Raw genomic sequence first — 23,892 nt, forward strand, 5'->3', positions numbered from 1 at the left:
CGCCATCAACTTTGTATGCAATAACTGCAAACAACAGTCTAACTGCGACACGTCACACGAGACATCATCATTCTGTATGCAATTTGACCAGATCAGACAGATAAAACTGCCAAAAAAATCGATCTCCTCACCATTTCCGGATTAATTGCATGCAAAATAATATGTGTCAATACTGTTGCAGGCGCATTTCGTAGCATTTAAGATGGATTGCATGCAAAAGAGGTTGTGATGGATTCTTTAGAGAATGATGAGTTATGGCCACGCGGACAGCGTTCGACCTTCGTAACGCAACATATCCGGGATATGATTGTTTCAGGCGAGCTACCAGGGGGCGAGAGAATTAACGAACGAATTCTCACTGAGCGTCTTGGCGTATCGCGCACACCCTTGCGAGAAGCTTTCAAAATCCTTGAAGGCGAAGGATTAATTGCGATTTCTCCAAATCGCGGCGCAACAGTTGTCAGCCTTTCAACTTCAGATGTAGAGGCGGCGATAGATGTATTGATAGGACTCGAGAGTGTTGCTGCTGAGCGGGCCTGCGAAAAAGCCAGCCGCGCAATGATCAAGCATATCGAAGAGTTGCACCAGAAAATGGTCGCGAGCTTTCGCGCTCAGGAACTGATGGAATATTTCCATATCAATCAGACCATTCATCAAGAAATCGTCGATTGCGCGCAAAACGCGACGCTATCGCGTGTCTACGCAGCTGAAAGTGCAAGAATTCGACGTTATCGTTATGCGGGCAATAGAAGGCCAGAGCGCTGGGAGCGCGCTGTATTTGAACACGAACAAATATTGGATGCACTTAAGCAACGCGAAGGACCGCTACTGCGCGAGGTCTTGCGCTCTCATCACCTCAAAGGTTGGTCGGTTACCAGAAGTGTGCTCGAAAGCTAAATTTCGACTTCTTGAATGAAACGCTCATGAACAGGGAATGATAGGGTAATAGATCACAAACCAATTGCAGGGACCCGCTAATTTGGGTCGTTTCGACGAATTTAAGCAAGTATCTAGGTGGGTATTTGAGCCGCCAGAAGCCGCTTGCTCGATACGACCAGGCGGCTTGTGGAAGATCGGCGTGGCTGATAGGTGACCATCGTGTTCGGGGCGCGAATTCGCGCGGTGGCCCGTGGGTTGATGCCGGCCCTATGTCGAGCAAGGCTCCGAAGCGCGTTGTATCCGCAACCTGGCCACGGTTAGATGGAAAACGACAATATCACTCGAAATTGCTCGCTATGGGATAAAGTTTGGACTTGAATCCACCGCGCGGGCGACCCATCGGTCTACCATTGCCCTCCGCGTTTTGCGGCAGCCACCGAGGCGTGAGCGCCGACAACAGTGGTATCGCAATGAGGAGAAGGCCGCGTTACTCGGTCTACTGCCAATGGCGACATTTTGATGTTTTGCCGATGCCAGGATTGAAGCTGTTAGTCGGATCAAGTGAGCGATAAAAATTCTTTAACGCGGGTTTAGCATCGTAAAGATGCCCGACATTATGCTCGGCTGGATATTCTGCGCCGCGTGCATCCAGAAGAGCACATATATCGTGTTCGAATGCTTCGCAGTGAGTTCCCTTTTTAACGAGATATTCCTGATGCATTACATGGCAAAAGAAATGTCCTACATAGATTTTCAGGGCAATTTGATTATCTAGAGAATCTGGAAGAGTTTCGAACCAGTCAATCGTGTCGCGAGGCAGCGCAACGTCAAGTGCAACGATATCTTCAACGGTACGCGAATGAACAGCGCGATAACGCACAACAGCACTCCCAACGGTAAAGCGGTTGAGAAACGCTGCACTGCCTTCTTCATTGCTGCACTCAATGAAGCTACCGCTCGCACTCGGAAAAATAGTGGCGAGATAATCGCGCATCTCAGTGATGCATGCGTCACCAGTGCGGATCATCAGGTGATGAGGATAACGATTTCTATAATCCACCAGCCGTGCCGGCATATGCTCAGGCAAAAGGCGGCTGACGAATTGAAGGAGCTTATCTGAAACTGATTTGCCTAACCCCAGCTTTTCTGTCACGCCGTCGAACCAGCTTTTTGCCTTAAAGGCACGTGGAACGTTCAGAGTGCCAAAGGTACGGATGAAAAGATAAAGATCTTTGCCCCATATCTGTGCAGCGCGGAAAGCATCGGTATGCATATACTCACCGGCGATCGGCAAGTTTTTAAAATTCGCCAAAATATGACGGCGAATGGTTTGGAGTTCAGCAGGATCGTGAGATCCAATGTAAAATACCTTTTCCTCTTTTGCAGTCGGGAATGTGTCCAGCCGAAGTGCAAATATGCCAATCTTGCCAGCGGAACCTGAGGCTTCGTAATGTCGACGAGGATCCGCGTTGAAGCGGGCTGGTGTTGTTGCCGCAATATCCCGAACATGTTCCTTGTACTCGATATCTGAGGCCTGTGCACCTTGCGGAAAATCAATATCGTCGTCGGAATATTGCCCGGCATCCAGACGGGAAAGTATCTCTTTAGGATTACTACCGAGACGAATTCCTAAATGATTAACAAGATGCAGTTTGCCATTCGCATCGACCTGCGCAAAGAGAGCCAGCTGAGTGTAAGCTGGACCGCGCTGAACGAGAGACCCACCAGAATTGTTGCAGATGCCTCCAGTTACAGAAGCGCCAATGCAGCTTGAACCGATAACCGAGTGCGGCTCGCGGCCAAGCGGTTTGAGGCGTCTTTCGAGCTGGTCAAGTGTTGCACCCGGCATGCTCAGAATTTGTCTGCCGTGGTCTATAAGGTCAATTCTCCTATTACGAAGGGTGGAGACTATGACGATGGGGCGATCATAGCCGTCACCAAACGGCGTGGAGCCGCCGGTTAGACCAGTATTGGCTGCCTGGAAGATGATCGCCACATCTGCTGCCACACATGCTTCAAGCACACGCCACTGTTCAACAAGCGTCCCTGGCTCGACGGCAGCCAGAACCGTGCCGTCGCCATAACGGTAGCCTTTACGAAAACGACGGGTAGAGCTGTCGCTGATATGAAGATAACGACGGCCAACGATTTCGCGCAGATTCTTAATAAGCGTTTGGGTCATAGCCGCTCAAACCTCGTCAAATAATTGCATCATGCCCACCCCTGACTTGGGGCAGGCAAGTTTCGTTGAAAGCTTGGCGCGCTAGCGACCCATCAGGCCAGGCAATGTCATGCTGATTGCTGGCACAAAGGACACAATCATCAGGCAAACAATGATGACCAACACAAATACGATCAGCGGTCTGAGCATTGCAGTGACCGAGCATCCTGCGATTTGTGCAGCAGCAAACAGGTTGACTCCGAGCGGCGGCGTTATCATTCCGAGTGCCAAGTTTATCACCATTACGGTTCCAAAATGCACTGGCTCAATGCCCACACGAACCGCAGCTTCTTGCAGAATTGGAGCCAGAACAATAATACTTGCACCAGTCTCAATAAACATGCCGACGGTAAAGAGCATCGCGTTGATTGCCAGCATCAATGATACGGGACCGTCGAAGGTGCTGGTAAGCCAAACTGCTGCTGCATCAGGAACACCCTGTCTGTTCAGAAGATAGCCCATCAACGTTGCAACGCCGATAATGAACATAATTACGGCAGAGGTGATAACCGTCTTGCGAAAGGCATTCGCAACATCTGTCAAGTTCATTTCACGATGCAAAAATAGCCCCACCAACAAGGCGTAAATAACCGCTATAACACTGGCTTCGGTTGGGGTTGTGATGCCGCCATAAATGCCTCCCATGATGAAGATTGGCATAAGCAATGCCCATATGGCACGACGCGTTGCAATGAGACGTGGCTGGCGACCTTCTCCATCGCGTTTACCCCACCCCTTGATGCGGCACCAGATAATTGCTGTTAACAACAGTGCGCCTGCGATCATGAAACCAGGCAATACACCAGCAAGGAACAACTCCGGTATCGAAGTCTGGGTAGCAACGCCATATAGGATCATCGGGATGGATGGCGGGAAGATCACGCCAAGTTCTGCGGACGCAGCCATAAGGGCTGCTGCAAAGCCTACCGGATAGCCATAATTGCGCATAGCGGGAATAAGAACAGCGCCAACTGCAAATGTTGTGGCAACGCTTGAACCCGAAATCGCGGAGAACAGCATACATGTCAATACGCACGTCGCTGCAAGTCCACCCTGAACCTGCCCGACAAAAGAACGTGCGAATTCGACCAGCCGACGCGAAAGCCCCCCGACTTCCATGAGGTTACCCGCAAGGATGAAAAAAGGGATGGCGGCAAGTGGAAACTTGTCGAGCGCTATGAATATCTGCTGGGGAATGATGATCGATGGCAAGCTGGTGAAGCCAATAAGCCCGATCATTGAGGCAAGACCTACGGAAATAGCGACGGGCACCGAGATGGCAAACAAAACCATCATGGCAGTAATCATTGCAGCGGTCATCCTGCGTTCTCCCTGCCCAAATCAATGAAGTGAACGATTGCTCCGAGCGCGGCGAAAACCGATCCAACCGGAATTGCGGCATAGCCCCATGCAATTGAGATATCGAGCCCAGCCATTTCCTGAAAGCGAACGCGCTGGGTCATGGCGAGACCAAACCAGAAAAGGGTCCCGAACATGATCAGGCATGAGATAAGTGTTGTTGCCTCAATGGAACGACGAATCCGGCCCGATGTGCTTTCTCGCGCCAGATCAATAGCAATGAAGGCACCTCTACGAAGTGCCGTAGAGATTCCCAGAAGTACCATCCAAACCAGACAAAGCCGCGTTAGTGCCTCAGACCATGTAGACGGTGAGTGAAAAACGAAGCGCCCCATCACCTGCCAGAAGCTTGATGCCACCGCAAGAGCGAGCGCTAGAGAGGCGGCCGCAGCCACCCCCATCGCTAAAGCCGCGTCCATTTGACGGACGAATCTGGACATTGAGTTCATTGAGCTTTCCAGTCACGGATGCGCTGTAAAAGCTCAATACCGAACTGATCTTCGAACCCCTTATTCGCGCCAGCCATTGCATCACGATAAGCGTCTCGGTTTTCGATCTCGATGACTTCAATTCCGCGCTTACGTAGCGTCTCAATACCGACGGTGTCATCTTTTTCGACCCGTGCACGGTTTGCGGCGGTTGCAGCAACACCAGCCTCATCAACGGCTTTTTTCTGCTCATCGGTCAGGCTTGCAATGAAGTCGGGATTGCAGACAAGAATACCTGGTGAATAAACATGCCGCGTGAGGTAGAGATGTTTCTGCATCATATCGAGATTGTTTGACAGAATAACAGGAACCGGGTTTTCTTGCCCATCAATCGTGCCTTGCTGCAATGCAGACGGAAGTTCAGAGAACGCCATCGGCGTCGGCAAAACACCCGCAGCCTGCCAAGCCTGCATATGTATCTGGTTTTCCATCGTGCGAATTTTCATGCCTCGCAGATCTTCTGGCGAAGAAATGCTTTTCGCACCAGTTGTCAGATTGCGGAAACCATTCTCAGTCCACGCAAGACCGTAAAGGCCACGGGCAGGAAAGAGCGCAAGTAATTCCTTTCCAACTTCGGAATCCAACACGCCACGGGCATGTGCATAATCATTAAATAAGAAAGGAATGTCGATAACCCGTGTTTCAGCAACGAAATTACCGAGAGGGCCTGCGGAGCCGATAGCGCATTCCTGTGAGCCCAGCTGCACGCTCTCAATGGCCTCACGTTCATTGTCCAGGCGCTGGATTACAACATTTAATGTACCATTCGAGCGTTCTTCAGCGACTTTTTTGAACGCAAGTGCTCCCTCGCCAAAGTGACTGTCGAGCGGTGACGAGTGGGTTATCGTCAGTACGGTCTGAGCCGACGCGGTGAACGTGGTACCAGCCAGCAGCAAGCTGGCCAGAAGTGCTGTTTTCACTGAATTTTTAGTTTTCATGAGTATTCCTCCTCCTTGTAGAATGCGGTATGGGCAAGGCTTTCAGATAGTGCTGCTATAGCGCTTCTTCAGGCAATAAAGCCGCGGGAAAGTTCTGATAGCTGACCGGCCTGAGAAAACGTCGGATCGACATCGTACCAACGCTTGTTGCCCCAAAATTAGTTGATGCTGGATATGGCCCCCCATGTACCATTGAATCAACCACTTCAACTCCCGTTGGAAAGCCGTTGACAAGAACACGTCCGGCCTTGCGCTCTAGTACAGGCAGAAGCGCTTTGGTTGCATTTATATCGGCGTCATCCATGTGGATTGTTGCTGTCAGCTGACCTTCGAGGTTTCGTGCCAGTTTTTGCATGTCCTCAAGCGATTTTACACGAACGACAAGACCGAGTGGTCCAAACACCTCTTCAGATAAAGTGGGATTCTCAAAAAAGCGCTCTATAGTCGTCTCGTACAAATTGGGGTTCGCTTCACGTCCCTTCGACACAGTCTCGTAGACGACGTCAACGGCATCACTCGTTTGGAAGCGTTCTTGTCCAGCGCGATAGGCTTGAGCGATCCCGCCAGTGAGCATTAGCTGTGATCCGACGCTTGATAGCCCCTCTTTTGTCGCGGCAACAAATCCATCTGCATCAGAATTATCCAGCACAATGGCAATACCCGGATTTGTGCAGAACTGACCTGCACCCATCAGCAACGAACTTGCCCAGCCGTCACCAATTGACTCTGCGCGTGCCTTCAGAGCTTCAGGCAGGATAAACATTGGATTGACGCTGCCCAGCTCTCCAAAGAACGGAATAGGTTCTGCACGTTGTGCGCACAGATCGAATAATGCACGTCCACCATTCAGTGAGCCGGTAAAACCGACAGCTTTGATCAGCGGATGCGTGACGAGCGCACTGCCAACATGGCGATTGCCTCCCTGCACAAGGCTGAATACGCCCGGATTGATCCCCACTTTTTGAATAGCTGCATGGATAGCCTCAGCGATGATTTCGCCCGTACCTGGATGAGCGGAATGGCCTTTCACAACAACAGGACAACCCGCTGCAAGGGCAGCTGCCGTATCACCTCCTGCTGTCGAAAAGGCGAGCGGGAAATTGGAGGCTCCAAAGACTGCGACCGGTCCAATAGGACGTTGCATCAATCGGATATCAGGACGTGGCGAAGGCAGACGATCCGGCATAGCTGGATCATGACGCTTGTCAAGATAATCGCCCTTTTCAATATGATCGGCAAAGAGACGGAGCTGGCCGCACGTCCGACCACGCTCGCCCTGAAGACGGCCAACGGGCAGTCCTGTCTCCCGAGTACCAATTTCAGTGATGGCATCGCCGCGCGCTTCAATCTCATCCGCACTGGCACGCAAAAAGCCTGCACGCTCTGTAGACGAGGAATAGCCATAGGACCAGAAAGCATTTTCCGCTGCTTCAACAGCACGATTTACAAGTTCCACTGTTCCCAGCGAGAATTCAGATGCATCACCAGAAACCGGCTCGTTCTTAAAAGTTTCATCTGTAGCAATCCATTCGCCAGCGATAAGATGCTTTCCATGCGGTTTGAAAGTCATGATTCTTCCCTACAGATTGACTATCAAAGTGCTTCTTGAAGCATCGCGCGGTAGTCGTCTGCCGATGCATCTCGCGGGTTCGTGCGATGGCTGTGGTCCGCGAGCGCTCCAGTCACTATCCGATCAAACAGATCTTCAGTGACACCAAGTTCTGACAAGCGGGATGGCAAACCAATAGCGCGGGTCATCGCTTCAATTGCGGTGCCAATATTTGCGTCAGTCTCAAGGCCCATGGCATCAGCAAGACGTGCATATTTGTCCCCTTCTATCGCCGTTTGTGCACCGCGATTAAAGTTCAGAACAGCAGGCATGAAGATTGCGTTTAGCGTACCGTGATGAAGTTTTGGATTAATACCACCGAGTGAATGGCTGAGGCTGTGGACACAACCCAGACCTTTTTGGAAAGCCATCGCGCCCATCGTGGCGACGATAGCCATATTTGCACGCGCATCACGATTATCCGGCTCTTCGACTGCCAGACGAATGTTGGCCCAGCCCCTGCGCAGCCCCTCAAGAGCAATACCATCAGCAGGTGGATTGAAAGAGGGTGCGAGAAAAGTTTCGATGCAATGTGACAAGGCATCCATACCTGTCGCTGCGGTCAGCATCGGAGGTAGGCTAAGCGTTAGCTCAGGATCTACAATTGCTGTTTTAGGGATGAGATAAGGAGAAAGCAGCCCAACCTTGCGTCCGTCATCTAAAATGATGATTGCGGCGCGGCCAACTTCACTACCCGTTCCAGCAGTTGTCGGCACTGCAATCATCGGGAATGTCTTATTGGTTATTTTTTCCATGCCGCCTTCCATGACAGCATAGGTTTTCAGCGGTCCACCATGTGCGGCGAGCACAGCGACAGCTTTTGCCAGATCCAGTGCAGATCCGCCGCCGATAGCAATGATGCCATCCCCCTTTGCTTCAAGGAAAAGCTCTGTAGCCTTAACAGCTGCGGCTTCGTTTGGATTACCGGGAGTTTCATCATAAACGGCTACAGGAATAACACCCGTTGCAGCTTCAATTCGATCCAGCATACCAAGTGCACGCACACCTTTGTCCGTAACAATAACAGGGCGGGTAATGCCTGAAAGCGCAAGTTCCGTTTTCAGTGTAGCGATCTCGCCGAATCCGAATTGAACACGGGTTACGTAATTAATCAGGCTCATGTGCCTCTCCCTTTGTATTCCAAAATGGCAATCCGAACACGAATTAGAACGTAAACGCGATGGATGTCTTTTACTGCGGGGCAAAATACCGGTGACAATTACCGTGTAAATCCGCTATTTCTTGATACAGGTATAACGAAAAGGAAATTCTGTATCGATGGCGCATTCCCATGCCAACCCTTTGCTTCGTCTTTCTTTGCGACAGATGCTGTTGATTTCGGCTATTGATGACAATGGGTCGTTGAAACGCGCTGCGGAGTTGATCGGCATGAGCCAACCCCGCGCCACAAAGGCCCTGCAGGAAGCCGAAGATCTCATAGGCCATAAGCTTTTCAATCGTACGAATCGCGGACTGACACCAACCGCTGCAGGTGATTGCATGGTTAGACATGCAAAAACGATGCTTTCCCAGCTCACAATAATGGAACAGGAAGTTCATAGTGCTTCTGATATAGAGTGGGGAAAACTAAGAATTGGGACAATTATGGGTGCGGTACCCTATGTTACTGAAACAATCAGCAATTACTTGCGCCGCTATCCTCGTACTTCAATAGAGATTCTTGAAGATACCAGTGTTGAGTTATTACGTCAGCTCGATCGCGGATTACTCGATCTTGTGATTGGCCGTAGTTCAGTTAGCACTACTCCGCAGCTCTATAATATTACCGCTTTTCATGACGAACTTTTGGCTGTAGTGGCTAATCCATACCACCCACTCGTCGGAAGAAAACGCGTTAGATTAAAAGACCTCGTTGATTCTCGGTGGATTGTTTATACCGCATCGATGCCCATGCGCCTCTCGCTAGAGCAAGAATTCAAACAAGCAGGATTAGTTATTCCCACGGCTCTATTGGAAACTCGCTCTGCTCTTACGACGATGTCACTCATGCAGTCTGATATGAATACTGTCGCATTGCTTTCAAGCGATGTCGCAGCGTTTTTTGTCAATTTCGGAATGGCTTGTATATTACCCATGCATCTTCGATCCAAAAGCGAGCCTTATGAGGTCATAACGCGACAATCATCTGATCTTGGGATTCATGCTCGTCAGTTTATCGATGAACTCCTTTCAGGCATCACCCACTTAAAGCTATAAAACTTGCATGCCCGTCATCGAATGATTTGACACTTTTAAAGCATTAAAAGTTTGGTGTTTCAGGATCAGTTTGTGATTTGATCTAAGCAGCCCTGGCTTGGCCAGCCTGCCAACATACCATCCAATAGAAGAATCAGCTGAACAGCTTGCAATATCAAAAACGCAAAGGTCACCCTCACGTCCATTGACACGCTGCTAAAGATTACTGAGCAGGATGGGCAGTCATTGATCTATTCCTCAAACAATAACGCAGCGTAATCCATAGCCCGATGCAGAATGCGAACAATAGATACACGATCATTATCTATTCGATAGAAAATAAGGGAATTACCGTGCATCTGACGACGATAGCCTTAACATTCATAACGAGGCACTAATCGAAAGCTGCCAGCGAGCTCAGCTGAGGCGCGGCACATGTTAAGCAATTCGAGAAGAAGGAATAGCCGAATATGCTCACCGCGCACATCGAAAGCAGTAACTTCGCGGGGCACGCGACGACGCTTGTAGAAATAGTTTCCGTTTCGAATTTGGAGGTGTCGATCTGGGCCTTTTTCTGCACGCTTACGTGACAATCAGACCATCCCCCAAATCCTTATGTGCGCTTTATGTGGCACGAAATCAGGCGTTTAGGAAATATGCTGCATTTATAAATCAAATTTATACAATAAAATCAATGCCTTAAGGGATTAGATGGTACGGACGGGTGGATTCGAACCACCGACCTCAGGAGCCACAATCCTGCGCTCTAACCAACTGAGCTACGACCGCGTACCTAAATCTCAACGAACCTTCTTTCGATGTTCGCTGACAGGGGGTCACATACGGAGAATCGAACAACATTGCAAGTGATTATAACGATCTTTTTTGAAGATTTCCCCGTTTGTTAGCTCGAAACCCGTAATCACTAAAATTCTACGCAATCCGGTTACCAAGTTTTATGCATGGTTGTGCATAAACAAGGATTATTCACCGAGACATAAAATTGGCTTACCCACATTAACTAATGAAATAGAAAATCAGGCCCATATCGAAGGCGAATATAGACCCCACTTCGGAAGAGGCTTATTAAAGAATTATTAATTGGCACTCTGAGTGGTAACGAGAACAGTTGAAGGACCGGTATGTCAGGATCATACCCATTCATTGATGTAGTCGCGCTAGACAATATCAGCGAAGGCTTTGCCAGAGGCGATGCTCAGCTTGTGCTGACGCGCGACTTATCGACTGTCCTTTGGATCAATGGTTCCGGCGCCAAACTTTTCGGCTTTGAACGCATCCAAGACATTATTGGCGGCCAACTCGAGCTGCCCATTGCAACGCGCCGCCAAATCGCGGGTGCCAGCAGTGAAACGGCGAGTGAACCACGCATCGTCTCTGTACGCCTTAATTCTGGACTTCGTTCAGAAATTATACGTCTACACGTTTCGCATCTCACAATGCCGGACGGCATTGAAGCGTTATTGCTTACGTCAGAACAAGAAGGCCGTACGCCAGATGCCATTATTGCCGGTCTCAGCGATGAGACGACACATGTGGCACTCATGGACGATAAGGCTCACTTGATTGCTACAAGCGAGCGCTTTGCAGCGCTCGATATTTCCGTTTCAACACTGGAAGACCTAATCATCGAAACGCGCGATGCAGCCGAGCGGATCGTGAAGCGCCGCATTCGTGCTGGAAAAAACTCGGTGCCCGGCGCAATTGTCAAGCTCACCGACAATCCTGTGATGCATCTCATCTGTATCGTAGGTGAAGCGACAACCGCAATCAAAACGGATACGCCCGCAATAGCTGCGATCGTTGAAGATGAGAAAGAGGCTGAAAAGCCAACCGCTCCGAAAAACTTCGTTTTTGATTCAGAGGGATCGCCTGCTCGCTTCATCTGGAAAGTTGATGCGGAAGGCACGTTTACCGAAGTTTCGCCGGAACTGGGCAATATTATCGGGCCAAACGCAGCAGATGTGGTTGGTCGACGCTTTGCCGAAGTGGCGAATGTTTTTGGTTTTGACACCGATGGCAGCATTAACGCACTCTTACAGCAGCGTGATACATGGTCAGGCAAGAAGCTCTTATGGCCGGTTGAAGGCACAAGCTTGCGCGTGCCAGTAGAACTTGCAGCACTGCCCGTCTATTCGCGTGATCGCGAATTCATCGGGTTCCGCGGCTTTGGCCTTGTTCGCCCTGAAGACGCAGAGCAAGACCCCGAAACAATTGGGACAGTCCTCGCAGGCGGAACGCCGACAAAGCGAGACTCGGCACCGACTATTCAGGAAATGCTTAGTGCCGATGATGAAGACGATATTCTGGCTCTTTCAGAAGAAATCGCCAATGATGATCGGCCTGAAGCAAAGCATAAACAATCAGAAGCCCCAACGCTTCCGTTTGAACTGACGCCCAATCCCGGCCGCCGGGAATCTGACAAGGTCATTGAGTTGCTTAATGCGGCAGCCCGCGGAAAAGTAGAAGCAGATCAGACAAAGCAGCGGAAAGGCAAAGAACAGCGGCCGGAAGGTGGCTTGACCACGACAGAACGCAATGCATTTCGCGAAATTGCGGATCGGCTGCGCAAGCAGGGACTGGCGAATTCTCGTCAGGACACAGATGCTTTGCCAGACGACGTTGCACATACGCCACCAGCCGCAGACCGCGTTGCGCCTATAGCGCTTGTATCGGAAAACACATCCGTTGCGGATGAGACGTCGACGCCTGCAATACCTGCGAAACAGCAGCTTGCTGACGAAACCGCACTACTCGCCAATCTTCCTATCCCCGTTATCATTCATTCAGGCGATACAATTCATTACGTCAATCAGTCTCTCTTAGACCTGACTGGCTATGCAGCGCTCACTGAAATCCAACAAGCTGGTGGCATTACGATCCTGTTCAACAGTGACCGAAGTGACGACGAGAAAGCCGACGGCATGGTGCTGCGCCGTGCTGATGGCAGTGAAGCGCCTGTAGAAGCACATCTGAACGCCATTAACTGGCAAGATGGCCGCGCTTTGATGCTAAGCCTTATGCCGATGACGAGCGCTACAAATGTTAGTCTGACAGAGAGTGCGGATCAGCGAGCACTTCAAGGACACATCGAAGAACTCAAAACCATTCTTGATACGGCCACGGATGGCGTCGTACTCATCGACACTGACGGGCGCATGCGGTCCATGAACCATTCCGCAGCCGCTTTGTTCGGCTATGATCAGGCTGATACCGAAGGCAAATTCTTCTCCATGCTCTTTGCCATCGAAAGCCAGCGCGCAGCGATGGATTATCTGCATAGCTTATCCGACAATGGTGTTCTCAGCGTTCTCAATGATGGACGCGAAGTCATTGGCCGCGAAGCACAAGGTGGCTTCATTCCGCTGTTCATGACGATGGGAAAGCTCCCTCATACAAGCGGCTTCTGCGCTGTTCTGCGCGACATAACGCAGTGGAAACGCACCGAAGAAGAACTGACAAATGCCCGCAAGGAAGCGGAGCGTGCTTCCCGCCAAAAAACTGAGTTTCTTGCCCGTATCAGCCATGAAATCCGCACTCCGCTGAATGCGATCATCGGGTTTTCCGAGTTGATGTCTGACGAAAAATTTGGCCCGATTGGGAACGAACGCTATCGTGATTATCTGCGCGACATTAACCGTTCTGGCAATCACGTTCTGGCCTTGGTCAATGATCTGCTCGATATCTCGAAGATCGAAGCAGGCGGCGTCGACATGCAATTCGAAGCGGTTTCACTCAACGATGCAATTGGCGAAGCAATTGCGTTGATGCAGCCGCAAGCCAATCGTGAACGCGTGATCATCCGTTCCAGCTTCCAGTCGAACCTGCCTGATATCGTTGCCGATGCACGTTCGATTAAGCAGGTCGCGCTCAACCTGCTTTCCAATGCCGTGCGCTTCACTGCAACAGGCGGACAAGTGATCGTTTCAACCAATTACGAACTGAACGGCGATGTCGTGATGCGTGTTCGTGATACAGGCGTTGGCATGACCAAGCCTGAAATTGAACAAGCGCTTAAGCCCTTCCGTCAGGTTAACACCATGCAACGCCGTCAGAGTGAGAGCGCAAAAGACTGGCGCAATGAAGGTACGGGGCTTGGACTTCCACTGACCAAGGCTATGGTTGAAGCCAATCGCGCCCAATTTACAATCGACTCTACGCCCGGACAGGGAACTGTCGTAGAAATCGTTTTCCCTCCGACACGCGTTCTGGCGGACTGATGCTACAAAATATAAAGCCCTCTCTTTAGAGGGCTTTTTCTATTGATCAAAAAAAAAACGCCGGTAAAAACCAGCGTTTGAGAATCTCAGAGACAAAGAGACACAGAAGCAAACATAGACGAAGCTGAGGCAGCTCGATCATCGCTCAGTGTTAAACTCTTTATCGGGCCAAACCAGTTAATAGGGCGTTAAATATGGGTGCTCGGATTCAGACATTAGAAACTCGCGTAAAATCAGGGTTAATTTCTTAGAAACAATTGTTTAACCATAGGCAGGAATCAGCATAGGCGGCTTTGCTTTGCCACAGTGCTGGGTTAGATTACGAAATGTGTCTCACTGATAGGATGGTTGATGCGCTGGCCCCGATTTATGCGCCTTATTATTGCGGTCATCATTCTTGGTGCGGCAGCAGTAGCCACCCTGCTCGCGGTCATACCGTTTATTGTCTCGACCGATGCGATCCGTATCCGTGTCGCACAGGAGATCAGCGCATGGACCGGCTATAGCGTCGAACTGCGTGAAGCACCGCGTTTGCGGGTGTTTCCAGTTTTGCGTGCGTCGCTTGATGGCGTGACACTAAGCAAACTGTCCGACCCGGGTGCAAAGCCCTTTATGAGTGCCAATCGTATTGAAATCGAGCTTTCTCCGCTTGATGCCATCATGGGACGACTATCATTCTCTGAAACGCAAGTTGTCAGGCCACATTTTAACATCGGTGGGCCAGTTGATAATTTTGCTGAACTTCTCGATGCGATTGCAAGTTCAAACGGCCGGCTTGGCACCGCCATCCGCGCGCAGCGCGCCTTGCAGCAGAACGGTGCGAATGACAAAACACTTGCAGCACAACAAGCGTCCCAGCCGTTCGGTCGTGTTGTTCTTCGCGACGGAACGGTCTCGTTCAGCGATCCAGATTCGCAGGAAGAACCGAAAGACGACCAGCAAATCACCAAGCTGAACGCCACACTTGAATGGCCTCGCACCTCAAGCGCTGCAACGCTTCGCGGCAGTGCACTCTGGCGCGGTGAAAATACGCAATTCAGCCTGACCGCAGCTCAAGCCTTGCCGCTTCTTGCAGGCGGGACCTCCAATGTTACAGCGAGTTTCACATCAACGCCTCTCAACATCACATTTGAAGGCAAGGCCAATATTTCCAAAGATCGTTTCTTTGAAGGCGCGTTGAGCGCCAAGACGCCTTCTTTGAGCAATTCGCTGCGCTGGCTGGCGCTACCGCCTGTGGCGGGAAGTACGGAAATTGGTGCCTTTTCACTTGCTTCGACGATCACCTCGACTCCTCGCCGTCTGAAATTCGACAATGTCGAAATGACAACGGACGAAAGTCCGGCAAAAGGTGTAATTGACGTTGGTTTTGAGCAGGATACGCCAGCAATCACCGGAACACTGGCTTTTGAAAAGCTCAATCTGCGACGTCTTTTTTCGATTTTTGTGCCACTGCCTGAAAACCAGCCACGTTCGCCGAGCGATCGGGATCTAAACGAGCGCGACATCATCAATACGAGTTTCATCGATCGATCAGAACTCGACCTTCGTCTCTCCGCGCAAACCGCCACAGCCGGGCCGGTCACCATGACTGGCGTGGCAGCGGCCGTGCAGATTAGAGGCGGTCGGGCAATGTTTGACATTGGAGATGCCAAAGCCTTTAATGGCATTTTACAGGCCAATCTTCAAATTGTGCGTGATCTCAAAACAGCAACCGGAGAATTGCGCTTCAACGCGTCTGATATTGATAGCTCACAGCTTTTCGCAGCGCTCGGTTTCGAGAAGCCGTTCGTCAATGGCAAAGGCAATGTCTCGCTATTTATGAAGGCTCCTGCAAATCGTTGGTCAGGCTTACTTAATAATGCGCAAGGCAATGTCTCAGTGCAGTTGAACAACGGACAAATGCAAGGCTTCTCAGTTCAGGATTTTTTGACGAAAGCCGAAAGTCAGGGCTTTTTCGCGCTTGAGCGACAGGAAAATGTATCGCTGGCTTTCAATCGCCTCGATGTGAAAGCAAATCTTTCCGACGGTGTAGCGTCGTTAGAAAATGCAACGCTCGTCACATCACAAGGCACACTTAATCTTGCTGGTATTGTACCATTTGTGGATCGAAGTCTGGCGCTGAGTGGCGAAGTTATCTTCCCCGATAGTCAACCTCAGCAACAGGAAAATACAGACGGTCAGCAGGCACAACCTTCGCCCGTGAAGCCGCCACTGCATTTCTTCGTGGGCGGTTCATGGGATCGTCCCTTTATTTCGCCATCGACCATGGGAAGCGGAACAGCGCAGTAATCTGCGCTGTTCCTTATTCGTTTAACCCATACGAAATGCTGCTTGCTCGTCGCGACGGCGCTGCACTTCACGGCGCTTGTTAACAACCGACGCGATGATTACACCCGCCGTTACGATTGCGATCAAGATGGTGCAAACCGCATTGATTTCCGGCGTCACCCCGAGCCGAACCTGCGAGTAGATTTTCATCGGCAGTGTGGTTGCGCCCGGACCCGAGGTGAAGCTTGCAATCACCAAATCATCCAGCGAAAGGGTGAAGGCCAGCATCCAGCCGGAAACAACGGCAGGCAGGATGACCGGAAGCGTAATCTTCATGAAAGTGGTGACGGGCGGCGCACCAAGATCCATCGCCGCTTCTTCCAACGAACGGTCGAAGCTTACCAGACGTGATTGCACAACCACGGCCACAAAACACATTGAGAAAGTGATGTGTGCAAGCGTTACAGTCCAGAAACCACGATCAAAGTTCATCGCCACGAACAATAGCAATAGCGAAAGGCCAGTGATCACATCCGGCATAACCAGTGGTGCATAGACCATGCCGGAAAACAGGATACGTCCGCGAAACCGCGTATAACGTGTCAGTGCCAATGCTGCCAGCGTGCCAAGCAGTGTTGCAATGGTAGCCGACAAAAGCCCAACGCGGATTGTCACCCACGCGGCATCCATCAGCGCCTGATTGCGGAAGAGTTCGCCATACCACTTGGTTGAGAAACCGGCCCAAACGGTCACGAGACGGGATTCGTTGAATGAATAAATGACCAGCAGAACAATCGGCAGATAGAGGAAAGCGAAACCGAGCGCGACTGAGGCGATGTTAAAACGGGACCAGTTGTTCTGCATCTTATTTCCCCTTCTCCTGCTGGCGCGCCTGCACCTGCTGGAAAATCACAATCGGCACAATCAACAAGAGCAGCAGAACCACTGCCACCGCCGAAGAAACCGGCCAGTCGCGATTGGAAAAGAACTCACTCCAAATTGTTTTACCGATCATCAATGTCTGCGACCCGCCTAGAAGATCAGGGATCACGAACTCACCAACCGCTGGAATGAAAACGAGGAAGCACCCCGCCACCACACCTGCAAGCGACAGGGGAAAAGTGATTTTCCAGAACGCTGAGAACGCCGTGCAGCCGAGATCCTGCGCCGCCTCAATCAGCGAATAATCCATTTTTTCGAGTGATGAATAAATCGGCAATACCATAAACGGCAGATAGGAATAGACGATACCAATGAAAATTGCCGTATCTGTGTTCAGAATATTCAGCGGTGTATCAATGACATTTAGCCACATCAGGAACTGGTTGAGCAGACCTTCTGGCTTCAAAATACCGATCCACGCATAAACGCGGATCAGGAAGGACGTCCAGAACGGCAGAATAACCAGCATCAACAATGTCGGGCGGAGGCTCTGCGGCGCACGCGCCATGCCGTACGCCATTGGATAAGCAACCAGCAGCGTTAAAAACGTTGAGATTGCCGCAATCCGTACGCTGGAAAGATACGCCATATAATAAAGCGGATCGTCCATAAGCCACAGATAATTGTCGATAGAGAGCTGTTTTACGCGTTCCCATGCAAGACCAAAGCCCTGTGTGAGATCAATGACCGGTTGATAAGGTGGGATCGCCATCGTGACTTCGGAGAGCGAAATCTTGAAGACGATGAAAAACGGAATCAAAAAGAAGATCAGCAGCCACAGATAGGGAACTGCGATCACGAGACGGCTGGTTATGGAAGCAATCAGCTTTTGCATGTGCCTCCCCTCCTTAAGCTGTCAGCACCAGACCGGCATCGGTATCAAATGAAACCCATACGCGCTCATCATAGGTCAGCGGGTTTTCCGTCTTGCGCACAGCATTCAGGCTTGCAGCCTTGATGGTGCGACCATTGTCGAGACGAACGTGAAAAACCGTCATATCACCAAAATAAGCAATATCCCAAAGCTCACCCTCAACTGCGTTGACGGAGGTTTCTTCCGGCTTTTCACGGGTGATGCGTGTCTTTTCAGGACGCACCGCATACCAGACTTTCTGGCCAGCGCTCAGTTGCTCGCGGGTTTCGGTCTGAATGTGAAAGCCGAATTTTTCGGTGGCGATTTCTGCCTCGCCATTCCCGGCCTTCACCACTTCGCCTTCAATGATGTTCACATTGCCGATGAAGTCGGCAACGAACTTGGAGCCCGGCGCTTCATAGACTTCAGCAGGTGTCGCTACCTGCATGATACGACCCTTGTCCATGACGGCAATACGATCGGACATGGTCATCGCTTCTTCCTGATCGTGGGTGACGACCATGAAAGTCAGGCCCAGCTTGACCTGCAAATCCATCAGCTCGAACTGGGTTTCTTCGCGAAGCTTCTTATCAAGAGCACCAAGCGGCTCATCAAGAAGCAACACTTTCGGGCGCTTGGCAACAGCTCGTGCCAACGCCACACGCTGTCGCTGACCGCCAGAAAGCTGATGCGGCTTGCGCTTGCCAAATTTTTCCAATTTGACGAGCTTTAGCATTTCCGCAACGCGCGCATCGATTTCCGATTTTGCCATACCGTCCTGCTTGAGACCGAACGCAATATTGTTTTCAACCGTCATATGCGGGAACAGCGCATAGGACTGGAACATCATATTGACCGGACGCTTATAGGGAGGAATGCCGCGCATATCCTGACCATCGAGCGTGATGCGGCCAGAGGTCGGCTCTTCAAAGCCAGCCAGCATGCGCATCAATGTGGTCTTGCCGCAGCCGGAAGCACCCAGAAGCGAGAAAAACTCGCGATTAAAAACATTGAGCGAAAGATCATCAACAGCAGTAAAATCGCCGAAAATCTTTGTTACATTCTCGAAAGAAATAAAAGGCTTCGCAGCAGGATCATTCCAAGGTGCGAATTTGCGGCGAAAGCTGCCAAAAGATTCCATTCCGTTCCCCTATCGCTCTATCAGGAACCTGACATTCACAGGCAGAGCCTGCCATTAAGGTATATTTTAAGACGTAGAGCGGCCCTCCTGTATGAACAGTGAGCCGCTCTCAATTTCAACGCTTAACGCGCCTCAGCTAGTAAGCTGTCTTACGATTTAACTATTACTGGCCTGTGACAATCTTGGTCCAGGCGCGAGTAACATAGCGCTGTGTCTTCTGGTCATAAGGCGTTGGAACAAAAAGCTTTTTCAGCACATCCTCGCTTGGATAGATTTCTGGATCGTCCAGAATTTCCTTATCGATAAATTCCTGCGAAGCCTTGTTGCCGTTAGCATAGAAAACAAAGTTCGATGCCTTGGCAGCAACTTCCGGACGCATGATATAATTCATGAATTCAAGCGCTTCTGGCACATGCTTTGAATCAGCAGGGATTGCCATCTGGTCAAACCACATCAGCGCGCCTTCCTTCGGGATCGAATAACCGATCTCTACGCCCTGATTGGCTTTCTCCGCACGATCGCGCGCCTGAAAAATATCGCCTGAATAGCCCACTGCCATGCAGATGTCACCATTCGCGAGTGCGTTGATATATTCTGACGAATGGAACTTACGGATATTCGGCCGAATCTTGAGATAAAGTTCCTGCGCCTTTTCCATATCTTCCGGTGATGGAGAATTCGGATCAAGCCCGAGATAGTTCAGAGCCGGACGCAGCATTTCGCTGGATGTATCCAGCAGGTAGATACCGCAATCCTTTAGCTTGGCCGAAATTTCCGGGTTGTAGAGAACGTCCCATGAATCAATTGTATCCGTGCCGAGGATTTCTTTGATCTTGGCCTTGTTATAGCCAATGCCGGTGGTGCCCCACATGTAATTGATGGAATATTCGTTGCCCGGATCGTAGGTCGCGGCACGGGTCGAAATTTCGTCCCACATATTCTTCAGGTTTGGCAGTTTGTCTTTGTCGAGTTTCAGGAACACACCGGCCGGGATCTGGCGGCCAAGGAACTCGCCCGATGGCACCACGAGATCATAACCGCTGCCACCAGCAAGAAGCTTGGTTTCCAGAATTTCGTTGGAATCATAAACGTCGTAAACGACCTTGATGCCGGTTTCTTTGGTGAAGTCCTTGAGGATCGAATCGTCGATATAATCCGACCAGTTATAAATATTGACCACCCGCTCTTGCGCGCTTGCGGGATATATGGCGGCGCTCACAAGGCCCGATACCATTGTTGTCGCCAGAAGAAAGGATTTCATCCTCATCGCGTGCTCCATTCTGTACCGTAATTTCCGGTACAGCTTAAGGGTGGGTAAACTGTTTCACTCACTACCTTTTTAGATTGTGCAGCTTTCGTCAACCGGGTGATTTAAAGACGAACATAAAAAGTTGTGTTGTGAACTCTCGCATGCCAAATATTGTGGCTTCACTGAAAGTCGAAAGCTGACAATCCAGCCACCATTTCATCAAGTCCTAATGGACGCGTCAACGGTGGCTCCGCCCTTGTGATGCACCCTTGTCGTTCACAAAGCCGACAGACCGGACCGATTTCCGTGCGCGTGGTACAGTTTCCACCATAAATTGTCTCTGCTCCTGCATCGAGCGAACAGCCGAGAAGAATGGCAGTACGTCGCGGGCGTTCATTGAAAGCCCCCTGCGGCCCTTCAAGCGTTCGCGCAATCGTCAAATAGCCGGAGCCATCGGGCAGTTCTGCTGGCTCCACCAGCACCTGCCCCGTTTGCGTGAATGCCGCATAGACTGGCAGTTTGGGGCACTGTCCGCCAAATCGCGTTGGAAACCCTTCCGCTCCCACCATATGAAGACGATTTCCAGCATGGTCAATTTCCATCAGAAAGAATGGTAATGCAGAATTACCTTGTCGTTGAAGCGTCGTAAGGCGGTTCGCTGCCTGCTGAAATGATACCCCAAAGCGCGAACGCAATACGTCGACATCATAACGCATCCGCACGGCGGTATCGCGAAATTGCCGATACGGCATCATCAGGGCCTGTGCCGCATAACGGGCCAGTTCAAAGCGCGCGATGCGCTTTGCTTCACTGGACGAGAGCTTCAGCCCTTCTATTTCAGCGCCGATCATCACCTGCATACGGATAAGCGCCGCCTCCATGGCAATTTCCTGCAACTGATCAAAGAGCGACAATCGCTCCGATATAAACAGCCGCTGCGAATGCCGGTCATAACGCCTGCGCCAGTTGGGCATGGTCGCGACGGGCAGCGTCCGCACAGTGATACCATGTTCGCGCCGGAGCCATTCTTTCAGCGCACTCGACAGGTCGCCCTCGGGCTTCAGCAGCGCGTAAAAACTTTCCGCCTCTTCTTCGATACGCGGATAATGATTGGGTCGCCGTGCCATAACATCGCGCACTTCATCAAGCGGCAACCGCGTCGCGGAAAGCTGCGCATCGCTGCCTTCGTGCGAAAGCAGTTGCGAGAGATCGGAAAGGCGCTGTTGTTGTTCGCGATAGGCGCGGTAAAGCTTGACGATCCCAGCGGCGGCATTCGGTGCAGCCTCGCCAATTTCCACCAATTCCTGATCGCCCGGCAATTCTCCTGTCAAAAGCGGATCAGAAAACACTTCCTTCAGGCCCGCAACTGTTGTGCCGCTTTCTGCCTGAAGACCGTCCAAATCAAGCTTGTAGACGCTGGCAAGCTTTAACAAAAGCTGCACCGTCAGCGGACGCTGATTGCGCTCAATGAGATTGAGATAAGAAGGCGAAATGCCAAGTGCTTCGGCCATGGACGTCTGCGTCAGACCGCGCTCGTTGCGGATACGCCTGATGCGTGGACCAGCAAAAATCTTGCGTTCGCTCATCAGGTCCTCCAAACCAACAGTGTTGAGTTTTACAACTCGTGACAAAATAGCTGCAAAGCCCTTCTATGACAATATTTACAAATTTACAGATTGCCGCAGTCAATTTCCAGACAGCGTGACTTCAATTAACGGCTCGTTTTACTGGTTTTACTGGCCGTTCAAGCTCCACAGTTGTAAATCTAGTCACAGAAAGAGTGACAATAATTTGCTCTTGAAAAACTAATTAAAGCGTGAGGAGACACCGAAATGACAGATTTTTACAGCCTTATCCCTTCGGCACCCAAAGGCCGCTTTGACGGCATTGAGCGTGCGCATACAGCCGAAGATGTGAAGAGGCTGCGCGGTTCGGTGGACATTAAGTATTCGCTGGCCGAGATGGGTGCAAATCGTCTGTGGAAGCTCATCCATGAAGAAGACTTCGTCAACGCGCTTGGTGCGCTCTCCGGCAATCAGGCGATGCAAATGGTTCGGGCTGGATTAAAGGCGATCTACCTTTCCGGTTGGCAGGTTGCGGCGGATGCGAACACGGCTTCAGCCATGTATCCCGACCAGTCGCTTTATCCGGCTAATGCAGCCCCTGAACTCGCCAAGCGCATCAACAAGACGTTGCAGCGTGCCGACCAAATTGAAACGGCGGAAGGCAAAGGACTCTCGGTCGATACGTGGTTTGCGCCAATTGTTGCCGATGCGGAAGCAGGCTTCGGTGGACCGCTGAATGCTTTCGAGATCATGAAGGCCTTCATCGAAGCGGGCGCTGCCGGTGTGCATTATGAAGACCAGCTGGCATCTGAAAAGAAGTGTGGTCATTTGGGTGGGAAGGTTTTGATACCGACTGCGGCCCATATCCGTAACCTCAATGCAGCACGCCTGGCTGCTGACGTCATGGGAACGGCCACACTGGTTATCGCCCGTACAGATGCGGAAGCCGCCAAGCTTCTAACCTCGGATATCGACGAACGCGACCAGCCTTTCGTTGATTACGATGCTGGCCGCACAGCGGAAGGCTTCTATCAGGTGAAGAACGGCATCGAGCCATGCATTGCCCGTGCGATTGCCTATGCGCCCTATTGCGATCTGATCTGGATGGAAACGTCCAAGCCCGATCTGGAACAGGCTCGTCGCTTTGCGGAGGCCGTGCATAAGGCGCATCCGGGCAAGAAGCTCGCTTATAACTGCTCACCGTCGTTCAACTGGAAAAAGAACCTCGACGACGCAACGATTGCCAAGTTCCAGCGCGAGCTGGGTGCAATGGGCTATAAGTTTCAGTTCATCACGCTGGCCGGTTTCCACCAGCTCAACTTCGGAATGTTCGAACTGGCACGCGGCTACAAGGATCGTCAGATGGCAGCCTATTCCGAGCTGCAACAGGCAGAATTTGCAGCCGAAGCCCATGGCTACACCGCAACCAAACACCAGCGCGAAGTCGGCACTGGCTATTTCGATGCCGTATCACTCGCAATCACCGGCGGCCAGTCCTCGACAACCGCTATGAAGGAATCCACTGAAACAGCACAGTTCCGCCCGGCTGCGGAGTAAAAAAGGAGTTACGATAATGGCTTCGATTGCACGTGTTAAGGAAAGAGCAGAAGAGCAATCAACCTCGATGAGCACTGATCAGCAAAGCGCGATCCGTATGCTTGCCAATGACCTGCACCGCCTCAACCAGTCGGTTATGAAAGCAGTCGAGGCCGGTGTTTCCGTTGAGCTGGTCCGCTCTGCGCGTCATCATGGTGGCGAAGGCAATTGGGGTGATCTGCTAATACCAGTAATCGTTACCCGCAACCCGTGACGCTTACCATCGCAAGCTTGGTCGCCACCTTGCTTTTCACTTCGACAAGGCTGCAGCGGCGGAAAAAATTAAGGATACAAGCCGCATTTCGGTCATTTCATCCAAAGAACATATATTAGCACTTGATATACCACTT

The 23,892-nt window shown here is 51.0% G+C and carries 17 protein-coding genes, 1 tRNA gene and 2 pseudogenes; 7 read left to right on the forward strand and 13 right to left on the reverse strand.

The genetic code is table 11. The features are described 5' to 3' along the window. Window positions 1-228 precede the first annotated feature (228 nt). Entirely contained in the window at window positions 229-897 is a 669-nt protein-coding gene (locus RI570_RS16505) for a GntR family transcriptional regulator (protein WP_313829702.1), read from the forward strand. Window positions 898-1,375: 478 nt separating this feature from the next. Here the strand turns inward: RI570_RS16505 and dld are convergent, their stop codons facing one another. The 6 genes from dld to RI570_RS16535 form a co-directional block, all read right to left on the reverse strand. After that, window positions 1,376-3,061 (reverse strand): D-lactate dehydrogenase, encoded by a 1,686-nt coding sequence (gene dld, locus RI570_RS16510; protein WP_313829703.1) that lies wholly within the window; start codon window positions 3,059-3,061, stop codon window positions 1,376-1,378. An 81-nt stretch (window positions 3,062-3,142) separates the two neighbouring features. Then, window positions 3,143-4,420, reverse strand: a complete 1,278-nt coding sequence (locus RI570_RS16515) for a TRAP transporter large permease (RefSeq protein ID WP_313829705.1) — start codon at window positions 4,418-4,420, stop codon at window positions 3,143-3,145. Beyond that, window positions 4,417-4,899 (reverse strand): TRAP transporter small permease, encoded by a 483-nt coding sequence (locus RI570_RS16520; protein ID WP_313829706.1) that lies wholly within the window; start codon window positions 4,897-4,899, stop codon window positions 4,417-4,419. Before RI570_RS16520 ends, RI570_RS16515 begins: the two co-directional genes overlap by 4 nt. A 5-nt stretch (window positions 4,900-4,904) precedes the next feature. Beyond that, the gene (gene dctP / locus RI570_RS16525; RefSeq protein ID WP_313829707.1) at window positions 4,905-5,885 is read right to left on the reverse strand and encodes a TRAP transporter substrate-binding protein DctP; all 981 of its coding nucleotides are present in this window, start codon (window positions 5,883-5,885) and stop codon (window positions 4,905-4,907) included. A 55-nt stretch (window positions 5,886-5,940) separates the two neighbouring features. Continuing rightward, complete coding sequence (locus RI570_RS16530; protein ID WP_313829709.1) at window positions 5,941-7,455, reverse strand: aldehyde dehydrogenase (NADP(+)); 1,515 nt, start codon at window positions 7,453-7,455, stop codon at window positions 5,941-5,943. 23 nt (window positions 7,456-7,478) lie between these two features. Further along, the gene (locus RI570_RS16535; protein ID WP_313829710.1) at window positions 7,479-8,615 is read right to left on the reverse strand and encodes an iron-containing alcohol dehydrogenase; all 1,137 of its coding nucleotides are present in this window, start codon (window positions 8,613-8,615) and stop codon (window positions 7,479-7,481) included. 157 nt (window positions 8,616-8,772) lie between these two features. On the opposite strand from RI570_RS16535, the gene RI570_RS16540 reads away from it, so the two are divergent. After that, a complete protein-coding gene (locus RI570_RS16540) occupies window positions 8,773-9,711 on the forward strand; it encodes a LysR family transcriptional regulator (RefSeq protein WP_313829711.1) in 939 nt (312 codons plus the stop codon). A 230-nt stretch (window positions 9,712-9,941) separates the two neighbouring features. Here RI570_RS16540 and RI570_RS16545 read toward each other — a convergent pair. Both RI570_RS16545 and RI570_RS16550 read right to left on the reverse strand, forming a co-directional pair. Then, window positions 9,942-10,052 (reverse strand): annotated as a pseudogene (locus RI570_RS16545) (type II toxin-antitoxin system RelE/ParE family toxin); the annotation flags it as partial. A 350-nt stretch (window positions 10,053-10,402) separates the two neighbouring features. Next, window positions 10,403-10,479 (reverse strand) — tRNA-His (locus RI570_RS16550). A gap of 353 nt (window positions 10,480-10,832) precedes the next feature. On the opposite strand from RI570_RS16550, the pseudogene RI570_RS21690 reads away from it, so the two are divergent. The 3 genes and pseudogenes from RI570_RS21690 to RI570_RS16560 all read left to right on the forward strand — a co-directional run. Beyond that, a pseudogene (locus RI570_RS21690) lies at window positions 10,833-12,731 on the forward strand (PAS domain-containing protein); the annotation flags it as partial. 3 nt (window positions 12,732-12,734) lie between these two features. After that, entirely contained in the window at window positions 12,735-13,928 is a 1,194-nt protein-coding gene (locus tag RI570_RS21695) for a PAS domain-containing sensor histidine kinase (RefSeq protein WP_409558700.1), read from the forward strand. A 351-nt stretch (window positions 13,929-14,279) separates the two neighbouring features. Further along, window positions 14,280-16,217, forward strand: a complete 1,938-nt coding sequence (locus tag RI570_RS16560) for an AsmA family protein (protein ID WP_313829714.1) — start codon at window positions 14,280-14,282, stop codon at window positions 16,215-16,217. 21 nt (window positions 16,218-16,238) lie between these two features. On the opposite strand, the gene RI570_RS16565 is transcribed toward RI570_RS16560, so the two are convergent. The 5 genes from RI570_RS16565 to RI570_RS16585 form a co-directional block, all read right to left on the reverse strand. Then, complete coding sequence (locus RI570_RS16565; protein ID WP_313829715.1) at window positions 16,239-17,060, reverse strand: ABC transporter permease; 822 nt, start codon at window positions 17,058-17,060, stop codon at window positions 16,239-16,241. Window position 17,061: 1 nt separating this feature from the next. After that, a complete protein-coding gene (locus RI570_RS16570; protein WP_313829716.1) occupies window positions 17,062-17,973 on the reverse strand; it encodes an ABC transporter permease subunit in 912 nt (303 codons plus the stop codon). A gap of 13 nt (window positions 17,974-17,986) precedes the next feature. After that, on the reverse strand, window positions 17,987-19,132 hold the full coding sequence (locus tag RI570_RS16575; RefSeq protein WP_313829717.1) for an ABC transporter ATP-binding protein: 1,146 nt from the start codon (window positions 19,130-19,132) through the stop codon (window positions 17,987-17,989). A gap of 163 nt (window positions 19,133-19,295) precedes the next feature. Then, the gene (locus RI570_RS16580; RefSeq protein WP_313829718.1) at window positions 19,296-20,399 is read right to left on the reverse strand and encodes a polyamine ABC transporter substrate-binding protein; all 1,104 of its coding nucleotides are present in this window, start codon (window positions 20,397-20,399) and stop codon (window positions 19,296-19,298) included. Window positions 20,400-20,560: 161 nt separating this feature from the next. Further along, entirely contained in the window at window positions 20,561-21,967 is a 1,407-nt protein-coding gene (locus RI570_RS16585; RefSeq protein ID WP_313829720.1) for a helix-turn-helix domain-containing protein, read from the reverse strand. 246 nt (window positions 21,968-22,213) lie between these two features. On the opposite strand from RI570_RS16585, the gene aceA reads away from it, so the two are divergent. Both aceA and RI570_RS16595 read left to right on the forward strand, forming a co-directional pair. Continuing rightward, window positions 22,214-23,503: an isocitrate lyase gene (aceA, locus tag RI570_RS16590; RefSeq protein WP_313829721.1), complete on the forward strand. Its 1,290-nt coding sequence runs from the start codon at window positions 22,214-22,216 to the stop codon at window positions 23,501-23,503. 16 nt (window positions 23,504-23,519) lie between these two features. After that, a complete protein-coding gene (locus RI570_RS16595; RefSeq protein WP_313829722.1) occupies window positions 23,520-23,756 on the forward strand; it encodes a hypothetical protein in 237 nt (78 codons plus the stop codon). Window positions 23,757-23,892 lie beyond the last annotated feature (136 nt).

It is taken from the genome of Brucella pseudogrignonensis (assembly GCF_032190615.1).
Classification (GTDB): Bacteria; Pseudomonadota; Alphaproteobacteria; order Rhizobiales; family Rhizobiaceae; genus Brucella; species Brucella pseudogrignonensis_B.